The organism is Enorma shizhengliae (assembly GCF_009676995.1).
GTDB classification, from domain to species: domain Bacteria; phylum Actinomycetota; class Coriobacteriia; order Coriobacteriales; family Coriobacteriaceae; genus Enorma; species Enorma massiliensis.
Window position 1 is genome coordinate 60,031 of the sequence record NZ_VTFZ01000003.1, and the last position, 19,316, is coordinate 79,346.

Below are 19,316 nucleotides of genomic sequence, written 5' to 3' on the forward strand. Positions count from 1 at the left end.
CTCTTGCGGCGCCTACTCAGCGGACACGACCCCTGCGACGCCCTTGATGAGCTCGCGCACGCGTGGATCGAGCTCGTCGCGCGGGATGCGCGCCACGCAGAGCGCATCGGATGCTGGATCGAGAAACGCGCCCTCTCCCGCCGGAACCCTCATCCCCTCGAGCTCGTCCTCATCGAAGGTGGCGATTTCCATCTGGTTCCACCGCTGGCCGGTGAGCAGGAACAGGATGCGCGCGGCTGCGTCGATGCTGTACTGCGCGCACCGGTCGAGATAGCGCGACGCCATGATTACGCGGCGCAGGTCGTCGTATGAGCTGTCGTCGCTCCCCTCGCCGAGATCGATGGCCGACATGCGATTGTACGAACGGAAGAACTCTTCGTAGATGCCGTGAGCAGACTCCTCCTGCTCGCTCAGCTCGCGCAGAAGGCCAAGGTCGTTCAGCACGAGCACCGAGGCGGCCGTTCCCATGACCCTATAGACGGTCTTCGCCTCTTCCTCAACGAGCTCGATAAGCTCTGCCGGAAGCTCGATATCGGCCGAGACCCGCAGCTTTGCCGCACGTGCGGTGCGACGGACCTTATCGCACATGCGCTGCAGGCAGAAATCGGTATAGATGATGGTCTGGAGAAGCCTGAAATCCGATGCGACCGGCCCTTGGGTAGCAATGAGGTTGTAGCAGACCGCCTCGAGGTTCGCGCAGCGCGCATCGATCTGATACGTCTTCTCCCGCGTAGCGCCCGCGAGCTTCTTGTCTCCCGAGATGAATGCGCGCACGGCATCGTGGAGGGCGAGGTCGATCGTCTCGTAGATCGAGAGCATCTCGTGGCGTGCCTCCACGAGCTGGCGATGGTACAGCTTTCGCATGGTCTACTCCTTACAAGCCAAACCGAATACAAGCAGGTCAAATACACCAGGGGCGGCAGCGCGGCCCGGCTCGCGTAGCGAATCGCCGCAGGCGGGCATGGCGCAATGCCCCCACCTCACTCTACGTGGCGCATGTAAGGAATGTGTAAGGAGCCGTTCGGCACCCGGCAAACGGTCGGGGGCACCGGGTCAGCGCATCACCGCGACCGCAGCATGACGCCCGCAGGAGCCGTTCTCGGCACGATAGGAGTAGAAGCGGTCGTTGTGGCGAACGGTGGAAAGACGCGTATCAAGAACGGACCCCTCCGCCAAACCGGCACGAACGAGTGCCTGCGTGATGGCGCGCGAAAGGTCGAGCATCCGCGGGCCCGATGGGTTGATATCGGTGAACCGCTGGGAGAACTGCTCGATAAGCTCAGCGGAGACCTCGTACTCATCGCCCAGGATGTGCGGGCCAATATATGCACGCATATCGCTCGGTGCGCAACCCGTGGCCTTGCCCAATGCACGCGCCGCCGTTCCGGCGATTTCCGCATACGTACCCCGCCAGCCCGAATGGACGACGGCGAAACCGCCCGGGCAGACAACGATCACGGGAACGCAGTCGGCAAAGCACAGCAGCACCGGTACGCCCGGAACGGTGCACACGACGGCATCGGCGCCCGCAGCGGCCTCAGCGCGAGCCTCACCGAGCGCTGCTGCATCCGAAGAGGACACGGTCACAACACGGTCGCCGTGGATCTGGTTGGGAACGATAAGGCGGTCGAGCGCCTCCTCGCATCCGAGCGCTGCAAGCACGCGGCGCCGGTTCTCCTGGACCGCCTCGGGCGCATCACCCACATGGCTTCCCAAATTCAACGAGGCGTAAGGGGGCTTCGAAACTCCGCCCGTCCGCTCGGTGAATCCGAATGCAACCGGGCCTTCGAGGGACCCCACCAACGCAACGCCCGTATCGTCTACCAAACGTTCAAGCTCCTGCATAGCGCCTCCCCAAGCGCGAGTCCCTGTGTTCTGTTCATTCTACATGCCATCCAGCGCGGCGGCCCATACGACATCCCGCGCAGACTTCTACAAGGCAGCTCACACGACATCTCTTGCGGCGACCTACGAGGTAGCCTGCATGGCACCTTATGCGGCGGCCTACACGACATCCTGCATGCCGAATTACGCAATAAGGAGAGAAATTTCGGCTCTTATTGCGTAATTCGGCATGCAACTTTGAAATAGGATCTCTCTCGCGCCCGCCGAGCTCGTTCTCCAGGCGCGTTCGTGAAGCTCGTACGCCGGGCTCTTCCGTCCGCCAGGCCTGTTCGTCAAGCGTGCCCGCTGGGCTCGACCGCCGGCATCTTAGTCGCTCTCGGGCGCGCCCGGTTCCCTTGGGAGCGCAAGGCCATGCCTTTGCTCGATACGAGAAGCGCCGAGGCAATCAGCCCCGGCGCTCATGCAATGCAACCAATTGTGCCGATGCAGACGAATCCGCCCGAATCCGCGATGCAGGCTAGAAGTTGCCGCGCTTCAGGAAATCGGGAAGCTCGAACTGGTCGTTACCAAAGTTCGGAACCTCGGTGCCACCGATGGTGCGCGTCGAAGAAGGCTGCTTGCTCTGCTGAGCGGGCGCGGAAACAGGCTCGCTCTTCTGGGTGCTTGCCTGGAAGAGCTGGTCCTGACGGCCCACGTTGGCATCGGAGAAGCCGGTGGCGATGACGGTGATGCGCACCTGATCGCCGAGCGACTCGTCCACCACGGTACCGAAGATGATGTTCGCCTCGGGGTCGACGGCGTTCGCCACGAGGTCGGCGGCGTCGTTGATCTCCTGGATGCCGAGGTCCTTGGAGCCGGCGATGGAGAGCAGCACGCGCGTGGCACCATCGATGGAGCTCTCGAGCAGGCGGCTCGAGATGGCCTGCTGGGCAGCGTCCACGGCGCGGTTGTCGCCGGAGGCGGTGCCGATGCCCATCATGGCGGTACCGGCCTGCTTCATGATGGTCTTCACGTCGGCGAAGTCGAGGTTGATGATGCCGGGCACGGTGATGAGGTCCGTGATGCCCTGGGTGCCCTGGGAAAGCACGCCATCGGCCGTGGCGAAGGCCTCGAGCATGGTGGTCTTCTTCTCGGCGATGTCGAGCAGCTTATCGTTCGGGATGACGATCATGGTGTCGACGCAGTCGGCCAGGGTACGGATGCCCTCCTCGGCGCTCGCCTTGCGCTTGCGGCCCTCGAAGGTGAAGGGCTTGGTCACGACGGCCACGGTCAGCGCGCCGATGTCGTTCATGGCGATGTCGGCCACGATGGGAGCAGCGCCGGTTCCGGTGCCGCCGCCCTCGCCGCACGTGATGAACACCATGTCGGCACCCTCGAGCGCCTCCTGGATGTCGTCGCGGCTCTCGTCGGCAGCCTTGCGGCCGATCTCGGGGTTCGCGCCGGCGCCCAGGCCACGCGTAAGATCGGTACCGATGTGGACCTTGATGTCCGCATCCGAGATCGCGAGCGCCTGCGCGTCCGTGTTGATGGCCACGAACTCGACGCCGCGGATACCCTCCTCGATCATGCGGTTGACCGCGTTGGTTCCGCCGCCGCCGACGCCCACCACTTTGATGACGGCAAGGTAGTTGCTGATCTCGCTCTCGTGCATGTCGGTCCTCCGAATTCGGACTGCGGTTCCGGGTTAAACTCTAACGTTCAAGTTTACATTAAACGTCGAGGTAAATCGGCATATCTTTGCACAAAAATGCAGTTGGAGTCAAATGGACGGAGGCGAAAATATGAAGCTCGCTGCATATTCGCAGGTCGGGCGGGGTGACATCATGCAACGCGGATTTCAGGGTGCGTGCTCGACGCGCAACGCCCCTCTCACAGAACACCACGGAGACACGGACGGGTCTGGGCGCAGCGCGGGTCACAGGACGGCGTTCAGAGCTTTGATAGACGCTCATCGCACCTGCTGGGCGTTTCTTGCGCCCAGCGCGGACACCCGGCTCCTCCCCGGGCGTGCTGCGGCAGCCCGGCGCACCCCGCACGGACACCCGGCTCCTCCCCGACGTGCTGCGGCATCCCGGGCGCCCCGCATGCACCGCAGTAGCCCAGCGCTCCCAGAGTGCACACGGACGCGAGGCTCCTCCCTAAGCGCTCGGCGCGCTACGGTATGTCGGGCTCTCGGGGTTGCGGACATCGATATACGTGATGCCCTGCACCTGGTCGAGAAGCCCGGTAACGACCCGCTCCTTGAGCGAGACGTCGGTAGGCTCCCCGAGCGCGACCTCGATGCCATTCGAAAGGAAGACGGAGATGGCATCGACCGACTCGAGCGACAGGTAATCGATCTGCGCGAGGAAGTCGCTTGAGAAGCCGCTTACGTACTCCAGCCCCGCCGTGATGACATCCGAAGAAACCTTACTACCTTCTGAGGGTTCGACATCGGATGCTATGTCGGTGAAAAGCACCGCACCGTCCTGGCGTGCAAGCGCCAGCGCGGCGTTGAGGCCGGTTAAGGTTTGCGTACCGTCGGCGGCACTGCCATCGGAGCTCGAAGCGTTATCGGCCGAAGCTGCGTCGGAGCCCGAGCCGCCATCGGCTGAAGCCGTATCGGAATCTGTGGAGGAGCCGCCCTCGGCATCACCGGCTGCATCCGAATCTGAAGATGCTCCGGAGGCATCCGCGCCGTCACCGGACGACGAAGCGTCGCCATCCGTGCTGTCAGAGGAAGCCGCATCGCCGCCCGCACCGTCAGAAGAAGCAGACGCGTCTGCCGAGCCATCGCTCCCCTGCTGCAGGCTTGCCTGCGTGCCCGCCGTGCCCGAAACGACGTTCCCCTCGGCATCTACCGTGACCGACAGCGAGATGGGCGCGATCCAGGTACCGCTCGCATCGATTGCCCAGGCAACGTCGCTCGAGGTGATATAGGCGATTGCAGCGACCTTGTACTCAACCGGCGTGATGGTGATCGTATGCGGGAACGTGCGCTCGATCTGCACGCTCTCGACCCAGGGATTCTGCTTGAGCGACGCCTCGATCGCCGATGCATCGTAATTGAAGAGCGTCGAACCCTCGGGAACGTCCACCAAACGCTCGACCGTATCCTGCGTAACATGCTCGCTGCCGTTCACGACGACTTCCGTCACCGAGAAGATCGGCGAGTTGGTAACGACCACCCCGCCAACGACCAGCACCAGGAGCACCGCAGCGACCACCGCCACGATGCGCCCCGGAATCGCGACAGCAGGAAGCTTGATGCGACCGAGCGCGGAGGCAAGGCCTGCACGCCCCTCGCTCGCACCGCTGGAAGCGCGCACGGCGCCGCGCTTCGCAGTTCCAGAAGGCTTCGGTGAGGGCTTCAAACGAGAGGCGCCCGAAGCGCCGAGCTTGGAACGAGATGCGGGAGACGCTGCCGCCGGCTGGCGCAGCGGTTTGCGCCCCGCAGCAGGACGCGACGAGACGGACCCCGCAACAGAGCGCGACGAGGCCTTCGCCGCAGGCTTGGGGGCAAGGCGTGACGCTCCCGCCTGCCGAGCGGCGGCCTGTGGCTTGACGGAAGCCTTTTGCTTGCCAGCTGCTCGGGTACGCGGGGCCGCGGAGGGCGAGCTCGCCTGGGCACGGGGGCGCGCAACGCCGCCCTTGCCCCCTGCTCCCATGCGGGGAGCGGAAGCCCCACGGGCAAAGCCGCCGCCGGTAGAGCCCGACCGCTTTGAGACGGGCTGCTTTGACGCGCGGGAAGCGGGGCGCGAAGAAGGCGAGGGGGCCTTCGCGCGCGCCTTCGATGAGCCCGCTGTCGAGGCACGACGGAAGGTCGGCTTCGACGCATTAGAAGCCGAGGAACTTGACTTCCGTTTGGAGCTCAACGCCATACGTCTCTTGAACCTTTCCGCGCACTGTTCGAATCACGTTAAGGACGTCCGACGCCGTAGCCGCGCCCTTGTTCACAATAAAGTTAGCGTGAACGGGAGACACTTCCGCGCCGCCCACGCAAAAACCCTTCAATCCACAATCCTCGATCAGTTTGCCCGCGCTCCCATCGGGAGGGTTGCGGAACACCGAGCCGCACGACGCCGCGGCCATGGGCTGCGTGCGGCGCCGCCGCGAGAGATAGCGATCCATCTTGGTACTGATGTCCTGCTTCGATGCGGGCGTGAGGCCGAGCGTCGCCTCGAGCACGATCTCTCCCGCAGGCAGACTGCACGAGCGGTACCCCCAGGCGATCTGGTCGTGTTCGTAGCGGCAGATCCCCGTACCAGGCCGGTACGTCATCACGCTCTTCACCACCGAGCCGATCCACTCGTCGCGCGTTCCCGCATCCATGTTGATGGCGCCGCCGAGCGTGCCGGGAATGCCCACCGCGAACTCGAGCCCCGAAAGGCCCCTCGCGTAGGCATCGTTCACCACGCGCATGAGCACGGTCGCGGCACCTACCGTGAGCGTGCAGCCGTCCTCGGCGATGACCGTGCGGCCGAACTCGCGCCCCAGCATGATGACCACCCCGCGATAGCCATCGTCGGAGACGAGAATGTTGGACCCACGCCCCATGACCACCCAGGGCACGCCTTCCGCGTTTACGGTTTCGATGGCGCGCCTCAGCGCATGGTAGCTATGGCACGTCACGAGAAGCGACGCGGGCCCGCCGATGCGGTAGCTCGTATGGCGCGCGAGCTTCTCGTTCTCGAGCACGTCGGTATCGAGCGCCCCGATGAGCGCCATAGAGACGTTGAAGAGCCCCATAGGGCACTCACTACTCCTTGTTGGTGAGGTAGTCGATGAACTCGGGGCCCACCGTCGTCACGTCGCCTGCGCCCATGGTGATGAGCAGGTCGCCCGGCTCCACAATATCGCTGAGCGCCTCGAGAAGCTGCATGCGGCCGGGGACGTAGGACACGCTCTTTCCAGGATGGTGTGCGCGCACCGTATCGGCGAGCATCTTGCTCGTCACGCCGGGAATGGGCATCTCACCCGCGGAGAAGACGTCGATGAGCACGAGCTTGTCGGCATCGGCGAACGCGTCGGCGAAATCGTCGACGAGCGCCTGCAGGCGGGAGTAACGGTGCGGCTGGAAGACCACGTCCACGTTCTTGAACCCAAGGCCGCGCGCCGCAGCGAGCGTCGCCTTGATCTCGGTGGGATGGTGACCGTAATCATCGACCACGGTGATGCCATCGATGTCGCCCACGCGGGTGAACCGGCGACGCACGCCGGCAAACCCGGAAAGCGCCTCGGCGGCAGCGTGCGCATCGAGTCCGAGCACCCATGCCACCACGAGCGCCGCGGTAGCGTTGAGCAGATTGTGCGTCCCGGGATTGCTCTTGATAACCACCTCGTGGGTCGCGCCGTCGGGAAGCGTTACCGTACAGGCACCCTCGAGAGCATGCTCGTGCGCATGCGGGGTGCAGACGACATCATTCGCCGCATCGGTGCCATACGTGACCACGCGACGGCCCGTCGAGCGGGCAAGCTCGGCAACATGGGGGTTGTCTCCGCAGACGACGACGGTACCCTCCTCGCCCACGAGCGACATGAACTTCGCAAACGTCTCCTCGATCTCCTCGAGCGACGAATAGTGGTCGAGATGGTCGGCCTCGATGTTCGTCACGACCACGACATCGGGATCGAGATAGAGGAAGGAGCTATCGGACTCATCGGCCTCGGCAACGAAATACTCACCCTGGCCGTTCCGCCCGTTCGTATCATAGCCCTCGACGATGCCTCCGATGAGGAAGCTCGGGTCGAGCTTCATGCGGTCGAGCATCGTGGCGACCATGGACGACGTCGTCGTCTTGCCGTGAGTCCCGGCAACGGCGATCGTCGTGTACCCCTGCCCGAGCTCAGAGAGCATCTTGGCGCGCGGCCACACCGGAATATCGAGCTCTCGCGCGCGCATGAGCTCGGGGTTGGTCTCGGGGATGGCGGTGGAGACGACCACGACATCGGGTTTCACGGCATCGATGGTGGCGGCGTCGTGACCGATATGGATATCAACGCCCGCGCGCGTGAGCTGGCGAATATAGCGCGAGGTCTTGAGGTCGGAACCGCTCACCGCATAACCGCGCTCGTGAAGCACGAGGGCGATGCCGCTCATGCCCGCCCCGCCTACGCCGATAAAATGGACGCGGAACGAGCCGGGGGCTTTCGGGGTGTCTACCATGTGGGGTTACTCCCTCTCTCTGGTCTGTAGTTCGACCCATTGATTGTAGGTGACAATCGCCGCCATGACAAAGGCGACACGCGACGCCCACGCCCGGCGGCACGATATGCGCCGGCCACGCGCCGCACCGGGATATCGCTGCGCGAGCTGAATCGATGCAGAGCTGCCAGCGCCCGCGTGGAGCGAGAGCCTGGCGAGACCCTATGCGAGCGCCTCGAGGGCGTCGGCGAGGTTCTGGGCGGCACGGTCCTGCCCAAGCCCCTGCGCGGCAGCGCGCATACGCTCGCGGCGGGCGCCGTCGGCCAAGAGGCCCAGCAGGGTGTCGGCGAAATCCTGGGAGTCGATCTGGGCATCCGGGCAGAGAAGCGCAGCTCCCGCGTCCACGAGGTAGCGAGCGTTCGTCGTCTGGTGGTCGGCGGTTGCATGCGGATAGGGAACGAGCACAGCGGGCACCGCAAGGGCAGCGATCTCGGCGATCGAGGACGCACCGGCGCGAGAGAGCACGAGGTCGGCCGCGGCGAGCACGTCGCCCATATCGTCGATGTAGGGGCGCACGCTGTAACGGGCGGCCTCCTCGGGCGCGAGCGCAAGCGCACGCACGGTATCGTCATAATCGTCTGCACCGGTGGAATGGAGCACGTAAACGTCGTCCCGTGCCAGCAGGTCCCGCTTAAGCGATATCAAGCGCTCGTTGAGGTGATGCGCGCCGAGCGACCCGCCGAAGGCAACGAGGAGCGTCGCGCCGTCTGGGACATCGAGCGCGGCGCGACCGCGCGCACGATCGCCCGCGAGCACCGATGCACGCACGGGATTACCGGTGAACTTGATGGCGGAAGCCGGCGCACCATGCTTCTCGAAAACCTCGGACACGCTCGGTTGGGCGATGGCGATGAGTGCAGCGCCTTTCGCCGACTGCTTGTTGGCAAGTCCGGGAACAGAGTTCTGCTCATGGAGCGCGTAGGGTATGCCGAGCTTGGCGGCGGCGCGCACGAGCGGCAGCTCGATATAGGCGCCGAACCCGATGACCACATCGGGGCGAAGCGATGGGTCGCGCTTGAAATCGCGCACGATGCGCCCCTCCGCGCGCGCGAGGTGCATAAGCGCGGTGATGAGCGTCCAGGGCCGTTCCCGGTCGAAGCCCGTCACGTGCACGGGCGTGAAGTCGAACCCGGCCTCGGGCACGAGTGTGCCCTCGAGCCTGCGGGACTCGCCGTAGAACCGCACCGTGTGCCCGCGGCGCCGGAGCTCCTCTGCAAGAGCGAGAGCGGGGTTCACATGCCCGGCGGTGCCGCCTGCGGCAATCGCTATGTTCAGGTTAGCGGCCATGGGGCCCCCTTCTCTTCGATGAGTCATCGCCACCATCATAGCGCCTCTGGGGACCGCGCGAGCGCAAGCGGTCGGCGGGATCTGCCCCAAGGTTCACACGCTCATAGGATCCACCGCGCTCAAAGGATTGCGTCCTGCCCGAAGAGGGCCGGGTGTTCCGAGTGGCGCGGTCTGCCGCACCGCCGCCGCGGCTCGCGGAGCCCGTGCGGCCAGCGCGTCCCTCCGAGCGCCCCATCGGCCGGGACCCTTCACCGGGGGCAACAAAGCCGGTACCGTCGACCACGCTGAAGCCTTCATGCCGGCGCGAGGAGCGCGGGCGGGCGGCGCCAGCGGTGCTCCCCTCGATGGCTCCGGAATCGCCGCCATCTGCCTCGGGCGCTCCCTCCCCCATCACGCGGAAGCCTGCGCGGCGGGCGTCGTAGACCGTCTTTGGATTGCTTTCCAAAGAGACGCGCATGATGAGCCCGGCAAGCGCGAGCATGCCGATCATCGCAGAACCGCCATACGAGATGAACGGCAGCGGCTTGCCCGTCATGGGCGTGACGCCCAAGATGCCGAGCATGTTAACGAGGAACTGGATCATGAGCATGACCGAGCAACCGGAGGCGATGAGCCTTCCCTGAACCGTGGGCGACTGGCTTGCGATCTTGAGACCCGCATAGATGAGCAGGGCGAAGACCGCGAAGAAGATGGCGACGCCCACGAACCCGAGCTCCTCGCCGATGATGGCGAGGATGTAGTCGTTGTGAGCCTCGGGGAGGTAGTTGTACTTCATGGTCGAGTTGCCGATGCCTCGGCCGAAGATGCCGCCCGAAGCGAAGGCCATGATGGCGAGGGTCGCCTGGTAGCCATCTCCGTACGGGTCGGCCCAGGGGTCGCTCACCGTGAAGAGGCGTGCGGCGCGATAGCTCGACGAGAAGATGAGCGCGAGCGCCAGAAGGCCGCCGATAAGCACCACGAGCCCCAGAAGCTTGTAGGAAAAGCCCGCGAAGTAGCACATGACGAAAACTGAACCCGCGATGATGAGGCACGACCCCAGGTCGGGCTCGAGGATGATGAGGATGAGCGGCACGGCCACGCAGATCGCCAGGAACTTGATCATGGTCCAGGTGTCGATGGATTGCTCCTCGTAGTACTCGTGCAGAATCTTGGCCGCCGTCATGACGACCACGCTCTTGGCGAACTCCGAGGGCTGGAGCTGGCCGATGAGCGGCAGGCTGATCCAACGGGTGGCGCCACCCACGTTCCTACCGAGGACGAGCACGGCGGCGAGCAGCAGCATCATGGCCCCCCACGCCCACCACGCCAACGGCGAGCGCATGGTGGCGAGCGATATCCGCGAAAGCCAAGCCGCAAGCGCGAGTCCAGCCAGGATGAAGATAGCCTGGCGCTCGAGGAAATAGGTCGAGCTGCCGTATTCACTGAGCGCCTCGACAGACGAGGCCGAGTACACCATGAGGAGGCCGAACGCGAGAAGTGCCGCGAGGCATACGATGAAGACGAGCCGGGGGCGCATGATGCGCGCCGGCACGCCAGCGATGAGGCGCTCTCCGAGCGCGGAGTGCTCCCCCGCCTCCCGGCGCGCGCGGCCACCCATGCGCCCGTGGCGCCGGGAGCGCTTCTCATCCGACGCATCCGCCGATGCACCGGTTTGCTGCCTTGGTTCCTCTGCCATTACCGTCCCTATCGGTCTTGCCGTAAAAACACCTTATGCTGACTCGGCATCCCGCCCGAGTGCCGCCACGAGCTCCTTGAAGGCGCGCCCGCGCTCCTCGAAGCCCGAGAACTCGTCAAACGAGGCACAGGCGGGAGAAAGCAGGACCACGTCGCCCCGTTCGGCAAGCGAGCGGGCCACATCCACGGCGTCAGCGAGGTCCTCGGCCTCGGCAACGTCGATATCATGGCGGCCGGCTGCCTCCACGAAGGCGTCGAGGAAACGCTGGCGGGCATCGCCGAAGCAGACCACAGCCCTCACCGTGGAATGCACGACGTCCTCGACGAACTCTTCGAGCGGTGTACCCTTGTCGCTGCCGCCGAGCAGCAGCACCACGGGCTCGTCGGGAAAGGCAGTGAGCGCCTTTACGACGGCATCGGTGTTGGTCGCCTTGGAATCGTTGATGTAGCGCACGCCGTCGATCTGCGCGACAGGCTCGATACGATGCTCGAGAGCCGTAAACGAGACGAGCGCCGCGCGGACGTCCTCGTCCGAAGCGCCGACCCACAGCGCAGCTGCAGCCGCTGCGAGCGCGTTGAGCTCGTTGTGCGCGCCCCGGATGCGAAGCTCGGCGGTGGGAACCAAGCGGTGCTCCACGCCGTTCAAGCGCACCACAAGCACGCCTTCATCGCAAAACGCCGCCGAGGCGGCCCCGGAATCATCATGCGAAAGCTCGCAGACGGCAGCACCCGTCGAGCGCGCCGCAGAAAGCGCAGCTCGGGCGCCCGCGTCTTCCACGCACACAACAGCAAGATCGCCGGGTTCCTGATTGGCGAAGATCTTGCGCTTAGCGGCGGCATAGGCGTCGAGCGTGCCGTGCCACGCCAGATGGTCGGGCGTGATGTTCATGAGCACCGCGACGCGCGGATGTAGCATGCTCGTCGTTGCCAGCTGATAGCTCGAAAGCTCTGCAGCGAACCAAGAGCCGGGAGCGCGGTCGTCCACGGCAGCGATCGGCGCCAGGCCGATGTTGCCCACCGCGACCGAGGAACGGCCGGACTCGCTCAAGATATGGTTGACAAGCGAGGTCGTCGTGGTCTTGCCGTTGGTGCCGGTGACAGCGATCCAGTGCTCGGGCGAGAGGCGCCACGCAAATTCGGGCTCGCCCATGATGGCAAGCGCATGCTCGCGGCCGCGGGCGAAGAACGCGGAGAACTCCGAGATACCCGGGCTCGCCACGCATATATCGTAGCCACCCTCGACCAACTCTGTCCCGAAGACGAAGCGCACCCCTGCGGCCCCGAGCGCATCCGTTTCGGCGGAGGGGGTAGAAGCCGCCCCGCCATAAACGGTAACCGAGCGCACGCGCTCACCAAGGTGCGCCGCGCCCCAGCGGGCAACGGCCAGGCCCGTAGACCCGAGCCCGAGTACAAGCAGGTCGAAGGTTTCTGGCAGCAGCATGAAGAACCACTATCCCAACTGGAAGAAGACCGCGAGGCCAAGCGCGCCGAAGGCGGCCGCGATGATCCAGAAGCGGATGACCACCTTCGTCTCGGCCCAGCCCTTCTTCTCAAAATGATGATGAATGGGCGCCATGAGGAAGACGCGCTTGCCTGTGAGCTTGAAGCTCACGACCTGGATCATGACAGAGAGCGTCTCGATGATGAAAAGCCCGCCCACGATGAGCGACACGATCTCGGTGTTGGTCATGACGGCGACGCAGGCGAGCGCCGCGCCGAGCGCGAGCGAGCCGGTGTCGCCCATGAAGATGCTCGCCGGATAGCAGTTGAACCACAAAAAGCCGAGGCAGGCACCCGCGCAGGCGGCACAGAAGATGGTGAGGTTCGAATCGTTGCAGATGAAGCACACTGCAGCCATCACGAGCATCGCGATCATGGACGTTCCGCCCGCAAGGCCGTCTAGGCCGTCGGTGAGGTTGACCGCGTTGGAGAGCCCCACGATCAACAGCCAGGTAAAGATCATGTAGAGCCACGGGATATGGAAGGGTTCACCGGCGATATCGACTGTCGTGGTGAGCACGCCGAGGTCGACGGAAAGGCCTCCCGGGAACCGCACGACGGGCTCGACGCCGCACCAGTTGATCGAAAGAAGGCAGAAGAGCACGCAGATGAGGGTGAGGCCGATCATCTTGGCGTGCGGGGTGAGGCCAAGGGAGCGCCCGTGGGTAACGGAGGTGAGGTCGTCGATAAGGCCGAGGACTCCGGTAGCCAGCGTGGCGATGAGCACGAGGGCAAGCTCTGCGGTGAGCCTGCCCATGACGAGGCAGGTGATCGCCAGGGCGACGAGGATGACGACGCCACCCATCGTGGGGGTGCCCTGCTTGATGAGGTGCTGCTCGGGGCCGTCGGCGCGCACCTGCTGTCCAAAGTGCTCGATCCTCATGACGCGAATCCACAACGGCATGATCACCGCGGCGATAACCGCTGCGACAGCGAGCGAGATGAATGCCTGATAGGTTGGATAGGCAGCGTTTCCGAGCATTAGCAGACCTCCTCGACGAGGCGATCGAGCCCCAGGAAGCGGGAGCCCTTCACAAGCAGCGTATCATCGGGGCGGAGCGACTGCCGAACGAGTTCCGTAGCGCGTGCGGTATCGCCGGCAATCGCGACGGAGCGGGCGGGCATGCCCATGAGGCGCGCCGCAGCGGCCATCTCCTCTGCGCAGGCCGTGCCCACGCACACGAGCAGGTCGGGCTTCTTCGCTGCCGCATAGGAGCCTACGAGTGCATGCAGGCGGGGCCCTTCTTCTCCAAGCTCGCCGATCTCACCGAGAACGGCGATGCGGCGGCCGGAGACGGGAAGCATCTCGAGGAGGTCGAGCGCCGCAGCCGTGGACTCGGGGCTCGCGTTATAGGTGTCGTCGATTACGCGGGCACCGCACGCGGCACGACGGAGCTCCTGACGGCGGCCGGTGATCGCCAGGCGCTTGAACGCCGCCTCCATCGTCGCGGCATCGATACCCAGGCGCTCCGCAAGGGCGGCGGCGAGCACGGCATTGGAGACCGATTGCGCCCCGGTAACCGCCAACGTGATGCGCGCGGACTCACCGGAGGCGAGCAGAAGGTCGAAGCTCGGATGGCCCTCGACGTCCAGCTCGATATTCGACGCGCGAACCTCGTCGTCTGCGCCCGTCCCGGCAAGGACCACCTCGACCGCCGCAGGAAGGGCGAACTCGTCGCGAATGAATGGCGTGAAGTCGTCCTCGCCCGAAAGCACGAGCACGGGAGCGGTACCGGGCACCCCGGCCTCGGAGCCGCTTGGCACGGGCCTCATGCCCGAGACGATCTCTGCTTTAGCGCGCGCGATGTTCTCACGGCTCCCCAGCATGCCGATATGCGAGGTGCCCACCTTGGTAATCACCGCCAGCGAGGGCTCGGCACATGCAGCAAGGCGCTCGATCTCGCCACGAGCGTTCATGCCCATCTCGAGCACGAGCACCTGCGTATCGCGCGGAGCACTCAAAATCGAGAGCGGCAAACCGATCAGGTTGTTGTAGTTGCCCTTCGTGGCCCAGACGCGGAAGCGAGCGCCCAGAAGCGCCGCCAAGAAGTCCTTCGTCGTGGTCTTGCCAATCGACCCGGTAACGCCCACGACGGTACAGGCGAGCTCGGAACGGTAGACATGGGCAAGGCGCAGGAGGAACTCCTGGGCATCGTCCGCTACCAGTACGGCGCAACCGGCCGCTTCCGCCTGCTCGAGCAAGGTGTCCTCGGGCGTCCGGGTGAGCACCACGGCAGCCGCGCCCGCACTCACCGCCTGGGGCGCGAAGTCGTTCCCGTCAACGCGCTCACCAGAAAATGCCACGAACAGGCCGTCGCGCTCGACAAGGCGCGAATCGATGAAGCAACCCCGGCAGATACGGGCGGGGTCGCCGGCAACAACGCTGGCACCCGTAGCTCCCGCGATAGTCTCTACGGTGAACTCAAACATGCAATCCCCTCAATCGAGTTCCATCAGCTGCGTATTGTACCGTAGCGACCAAGATGCCCGGGCGCGCCGGCGCGGAACGCACAAGGTGTGCAAGCTCGAGCGCGGACCACCTCGCCCCGAGCGCAGCCAAGCTCGTGACACCCGGCGGCACCGGGCGCGGCCGCACACTCACTATGAACGCGTTCGCTTGACGCCCAGCACCGAAAGCGCTTGCTCCATGATGGTCTTGAATGCCGGCGTGGCGGCCGAGGAGTGGTACGGCGTGCCGTCGAGAGTGATGTAGGCAAGGGCCGCCGGCTCGCTTGTCGGGGCGAACCCGATGAAGGACGACATGTAGTTACCCTTCTGATAACCACCGGACGCGTCTGCGCGCTGGGCGGTACCGGTCTTGCCCGCAACGTCATACCCCTCGATCGCAGCCCCTGAACCGGTTCCCTCGTCCACGACGGTGATCATCATCGATTTCACGAGCTCGGCCGTCTCGGCGCTGATGGCGCTCGCCTCCCCGTCGCTCCAATCGAGCTCCTCGCCGTGCTTCGACTTCAAGAAATGCGGGGTCGTCATGACGCCGCCGTTCGCAATGCCGCACACCGCCCGGGTGACCTCGATCGGCGAGACGGAAATGCCCTGCCCGAAGGACATCGATCCCAGGCTCGAACCGTCATACTCGCTGCGCTCGCGCACGATGCCGGTGGACTCGCCCGGAAAATCGATGCCCGATTTGGTCCCGATGCCGTAGGCGTCGAGGTACTCGGCGAAGTTATCCGCTCCGATCTTCTGGCCCACGAGCACCATGCCCGTATTCGAAGACCTCCGCATGATCTCGCGGAGCGTCATGGTCATGGCATAGTCGCGGTCGTCGATGTCGTTCACCCAGTCGTCGCCGACCTTGACCTCGGCCGGAACGTCGAAGGTGGTGTCGGGCGTCATGAGCCCCAGATCGATGCCCATGCCGCTCACCAGCGTCTTGAACACGGAGCCCGGCTCATAGGCGTCCGTCACGACGCGCAGGTTCATGTCGGCGGAGTTCGTGTTCGCCAGATCGGTCTGGTCGTACGTGGGGCACGAGCAGCAGGCGAGGATCTCGCCCGTCGCAGGATCGCATACGATGGCCGATCCGTAATCCGCGCCCGAGCTCTCGACCGCGTCGGCAAGCGCCTGCTCCGCGACGCTCTGTATGTTCACGTCGAGCGTGAGCACGAGGTCGGTGCCGTCTTTGGCAGACACCTTCTCGTAGGCGCCGCCCGCGATATAAGAGCCATCACGGGCCCGCTCGCGAACGATGGAGCCGTTCGTGCCCGTGAGCACATCGTCGTAGTAGCTCTCCAAACCGGAGACGCCCTCGTTGTCTATGTTCACCACGCCGAGCACCTGAGAGGCGAGCGTGCCGTACGGGTACACGCGCTTCATGGTCTGCTCGAACTCGATGCCCTTGATGCCGCGCTCCGAGAGCGCATCGGCGATATCCTGGTCAACCTGGCGCTTGATGTAGACGAAGGTTGTGTCGCGCGTGACCTTCTCGCGGCACGCCTCCTCGTCGACGCCCAATAGTTCGACGAGGGCGCTCACTGCCTCGTCGGCATCCTCCACGAGCTTGGGGTTGGCGTAGACGTTCTGGCACTCGACGCTCGAGGTGAGGACGTTCCCGTTCCGGTCGTAGATGGTGCCACGCTTGGCGAAGAGGGTCTGGCGCGAGAGGCGGCGCTCGTCGGCGCGCTTCCGGTACGTTTCGGCGTTCACGATCTGGTAATCCGCGAGATTCCAGAGGCCGAGTGCCATCCCCAGGCCGAGCGCCCCCATCACGACGGCGCGTCGCGGGATTCCCTCGTGGTCAAGGTCGCTATGAAGCAGGTCGACCTGCGGGCGCGTGCCGCGGGGAGGCCTTCCGGAACCTCCGCCGCCCCGGGTGCCACCCCGTGCCGGGCCGAAGGCATCGGAACCCGAGCCGCCTCGCGCTGGGCCGCCTCGCATCATCCCGCCTTCATGGCGCACCGCGCCACGGGGGGAACTGCCGCGGGGAGAACCGAAAGCCTGCCCTGAACGACCGGCATGGGAACGGGACCCACGCTGCGACGCATCGCGCGGGGCCCCTCCCCGAGACATCGATTCATATCCTTGATTGAATGCATCACGACGCGGACGCGACGAACCTCTGCGGCTGTACCGCCCGTCGTCTCGTCCGCTCCCGGTATACCGGTCGCGCGCCATTGCTACCTCCCGGGACCTATTGGGCTGCGTCGGCGCTCGATGCCCCGGACGACCCTGCATCTGCAGCATCGGTGGCTGCCGCGCCGGCGCCCTGGTCATCGGTTGAACCCGCCTGCGCGGAGGCATCCTGGCTCAGATCGAGCACCGTCGTGTCCTCCGGCTCGACCATGCCGAGCGTTCCGGTTGCAAGATCGCGGATGCGCGTATCGGCTCCATAGACCGAGTTCATGACCTCAAGATTCGAGCTCTCGTCCTGCGCCGTCTCGAGCGAGCTGTTAAGCGCGGCGTTCGTGTTGAGCACCGATGCCGTAACGCCCGCGATGGCGACGCGCGCGATGCCGATAGCGAAGAAGAGCGCGACGAGCACGCAGAAGACCTTCACCACATGGGTGAAGACAGGGCTCACGACCTGGTTAGCCTCGCGGCCCTCACCTGTATAGACGTCGAAGCGCGGGCGCTCAGCGGGCGCCGCGCCCGTTTCGGGGCGAGCTGCCGGAGCTGGCATCGCCTCGAAGTCGTAGGCATACGCCGCATTGGAATCGTAGTACGCCATGGTACGCATGCCTCCCATCCCGGTGCGTTAGTGGTGCGTTTACGGTACGTTTCTGGTGCGGTGCGGGATGGAACCTAAGATAAGCGGGCGTTGCGCTCACAAGCGCTCGGCCACGCGGATCTTGGCAGATCTCGCTCGCGGGTTGCGCCCGACCTCTTCGGTCGTGGCAACCAGCGGTTTTCTCGTCAATACCTTGAGTGTCGGCACGTTTCCGCACATGCAGACCGGAAGTTCCGGCGGGCAGGTGCAGCCCCGGCTCCGCTCCTGGAAGACGTGCTTCACGATGCGGTCCTCAAGCGAGTGGTACGAGATGACGCAGATGCGCCCTCCCGGATTGAGCCAGCGCACCGCTGCCTCGAGGCCGCGCTCGAGAACATCGAGCTCATGGTTGACCTCGATGCGTATCGCCTGGAAGCTCTTGCGCGCGGGGTGATGCCCGTGTCGGCGCGCCGCCGCGGGAATCCCCGCTTTGATGGCCTCGACGAGCTCTCCCGTGGTCTCGATGGGACTGAGCTGCCGACGGCGCACGATCTCTCGCGCGATCTTGTCGGCGAACTTCTCCTCACCGTATACGCGAAGGATCCGGGCGAGGTCGGCTTCGTTATAGGTGTTGATGACCTCAGCTGCGTTTAAAGGGTTGTTACCCGGGTCCATACGCATATCAAGCGGGGCATCCTCGTGGTACGAGAAGCCCCTTCCAGGGATATCAAGCTGCGGACTCGAAACGCCCAAGTCGAAGAGGATGCCATCGATGCCGGGCACCTCGGCCCGGCACAGAAGCTCGTCAAGGTCACCGAAGTTCCCCTTCAAGAGCTTCAAGGGCACGCCCGGCGCCTCTGATGCAAGGCACGTACGGGCGGCGGCGAGTGCCATGTCATCCTGGTCGATGCCGATGAGGAGCCCCTCCTCGCCCACCTGCGCGGCCATCTTCACAGAATGGCCGGCGCCGCCGAGCGTGCAGTCGCAGACGGTGGAGCCCTCGCTCAGGCGAAGCGCTTCGAGCACTTCCTGGAGCATGACGGGTTCATGCCGATATTCAGGTGTCAACGTAGCCATGTCCGTTTGCTCCCGGTTACTCGTCGAAGAACAGGTCCTCGTCCCCTTCATCATCCGCATCGGCTTCAGCCCACTTCGCGCGATCCCAGATCTCGAGATGGTCCCAGTTTCCGACCACGGTGACCTCGCGATTGAGGCCAGCCTTCTCGCGCAGCGTCTCGCTCAGACCAATACGCGAAGCGGAGTCGATATCCATCGGCGTCGCCCGCGCCATGATCTTGCGCATGAGCGCCTGATCCTCGCGCTTGCGGGAATTGAAGCCTCCGCGCTTTTCGAAGAGGCCCAGTGCCCAATCCTCGAACTTCTCGTTCGAGAACACGTACAAGGCATCGACGTCCGGTGCAGGCAACACGTACACATGCTCGCCGAGCTCAGAGCGAATGGCAGCAGGCAGGGATAAGCGGCCTTTGGCATCGAGATTGCGCTCGAACGTCCCGGCAAACATCTCTGCTGCGCCCTCCTCTCGGTTACTCGGTTAGGGCTCGTACGGGGAACCACCCCGGCTGTCGACGCATTCAATAGTATGGTTTGAAGCGATTTTTAGCAACATTTTTTCCCACTTTCTCCCCCACCGGTTCC

15 protein-coding genes are annotated in these 19,316 nt (G+C 64.8%); all 15 read right to left on the bottom strand.

Going from position 1 to position 19,316, the window contains the following annotated elements:
* Positions 1-12 precede the first annotated feature (12 nt).
* Positions 13-864, bottom strand: a complete 852-nt coding sequence (locus GJE22_RS03945; protein ID WP_144688131.1) for a phosphate signaling complex PhoU family protein — start codon at positions 862-864, stop codon at positions 13-15.
* Positions 865-1,053: 189 nt separating this feature from the next.
* Entirely contained in the window at positions 1,054-1,845 is a 792-nt protein-coding gene (locus GJE22_RS03950; RefSeq protein WP_144688130.1) for a polyphenol oxidase family protein, read from the bottom strand.
* 517 nt (positions 1,846-2,362) lie between these two features.
* The gene (gene ftsZ / locus GJE22_RS03955; RefSeq protein WP_144688129.1) at positions 2,363-3,496 is read right to left on the bottom strand and encodes a cell division protein FtsZ; all 1,134 of its coding nucleotides are present in this window, start codon (positions 3,494-3,496) and stop codon (positions 2,363-2,365) included.
* A gap of 487 nt (positions 3,497-3,983) precedes the next feature.
* Positions 3,984-5,492, bottom strand: coding sequence for a cell division protein FtsQ/DivIB (locus tag GJE22_RS03960; protein WP_235895805.1), 1,509 nt, complete (start codon positions 5,490-5,492; stop codon positions 3,984-3,986).
* A 169-nt stretch (positions 5,493-5,661) separates the two neighbouring features.
* Entirely contained in the window at positions 5,662-6,573 is a 912-nt protein-coding gene (gene murB, locus GJE22_RS03965; protein WP_144688127.1) for a UDP-N-acetylmuramate dehydrogenase, read from the bottom strand.
* A gap of 10 nt (positions 6,574-6,583) precedes the next feature.
* A complete protein-coding gene (gene murC / locus GJE22_RS03970) occupies positions 6,584-7,990 on the bottom strand; it encodes a UDP-N-acetylmuramate--L-alanine ligase (RefSeq protein WP_144688126.1) in 1,407 nt (468 codons plus the stop codon).
* Between the two features lie 201 nt (positions 7,991-8,191).
* The gene (gene murG / locus GJE22_RS03975; RefSeq protein WP_144688125.1) at positions 8,192-9,316 is read right to left on the bottom strand and encodes an undecaprenyldiphospho-muramoylpentapeptide beta-N-acetylglucosaminyltransferase; all 1,125 of its coding nucleotides are present in this window, start codon (positions 9,314-9,316) and stop codon (positions 8,192-8,194) included.
* Positions 9,306-10,991, bottom strand: a complete 1,686-nt coding sequence (gene ftsW / locus GJE22_RS03980; protein ID WP_144688124.1) for a putative lipid II flippase FtsW — start codon at positions 10,989-10,991, stop codon at positions 9,306-9,308. Before ftsW ends, murG begins: the two co-directional genes overlap by 11 nt.
* 33 nt (positions 10,992-11,024) lie before the next feature.
* Positions 11,025-12,431, bottom strand: a complete 1,407-nt coding sequence (gene murD / locus GJE22_RS03985; protein WP_144688123.1) for a UDP-N-acetylmuramoyl-L-alanine--D-glutamate ligase — start codon at positions 12,429-12,431, stop codon at positions 11,025-11,027.
* Between the two features lie 9 nt (positions 12,432-12,440).
* The gene (gene mraY / locus GJE22_RS03990; protein WP_144688122.1) at positions 12,441-13,472 is read right to left on the bottom strand and encodes a phospho-N-acetylmuramoyl-pentapeptide-transferase; all 1,032 of its coding nucleotides are present in this window, start codon (positions 13,470-13,472) and stop codon (positions 12,441-12,443) included.
* Positions 13,472-14,920: a UDP-N-acetylmuramoyl-tripeptide--D-alanyl-D-alanine ligase gene (locus GJE22_RS03995; protein WP_144688121.1), complete on the bottom strand. Its 1,449-nt coding sequence runs from the start codon at positions 14,918-14,920 to the stop codon at positions 13,472-13,474. Before GJE22_RS03995 ends, mraY begins: the two co-directional genes overlap by 1 nt.
* A gap of 171 nt (positions 14,921-15,091) precedes the next feature.
* Positions 15,092-16,891, bottom strand: a complete 1,800-nt coding sequence (locus GJE22_RS04000; protein ID WP_328597177.1) for a peptidoglycan D,D-transpeptidase FtsI family protein — start codon at positions 16,889-16,891, stop codon at positions 15,092-15,094.
* A gap of 253 nt (positions 16,892-17,144) precedes the next feature.
* Entirely contained in the window at positions 17,145-17,681 is a 537-nt protein-coding gene (locus tag GJE22_RS04005) for a cell division protein FtsL (protein ID WP_144688120.1), read from the bottom strand.
* A gap of 96 nt (positions 17,682-17,777) precedes the next feature.
* Entirely contained in the window at positions 17,778-18,737 is a 960-nt protein-coding gene (gene rsmH, locus GJE22_RS04010) for a 16S rRNA (cytosine(1402)-N(4))-methyltransferase RsmH (RefSeq protein WP_144688119.1), read from the bottom strand.
* Positions 18,738-18,753: 16 nt separating this feature from the next.
* Positions 18,754-19,182 carry a division/cell wall cluster transcriptional repressor MraZ gene (locus tag GJE22_RS04015; protein WP_019128157.1) on the bottom strand — a complete coding sequence of 143 codons (429 nt, stop codon included), beginning with the start codon at positions 19,180-19,182 and terminating at the stop codon, positions 18,754-18,756.
* Between the last annotated feature and the right edge of the window lie 134 nt (positions 19,183-19,316).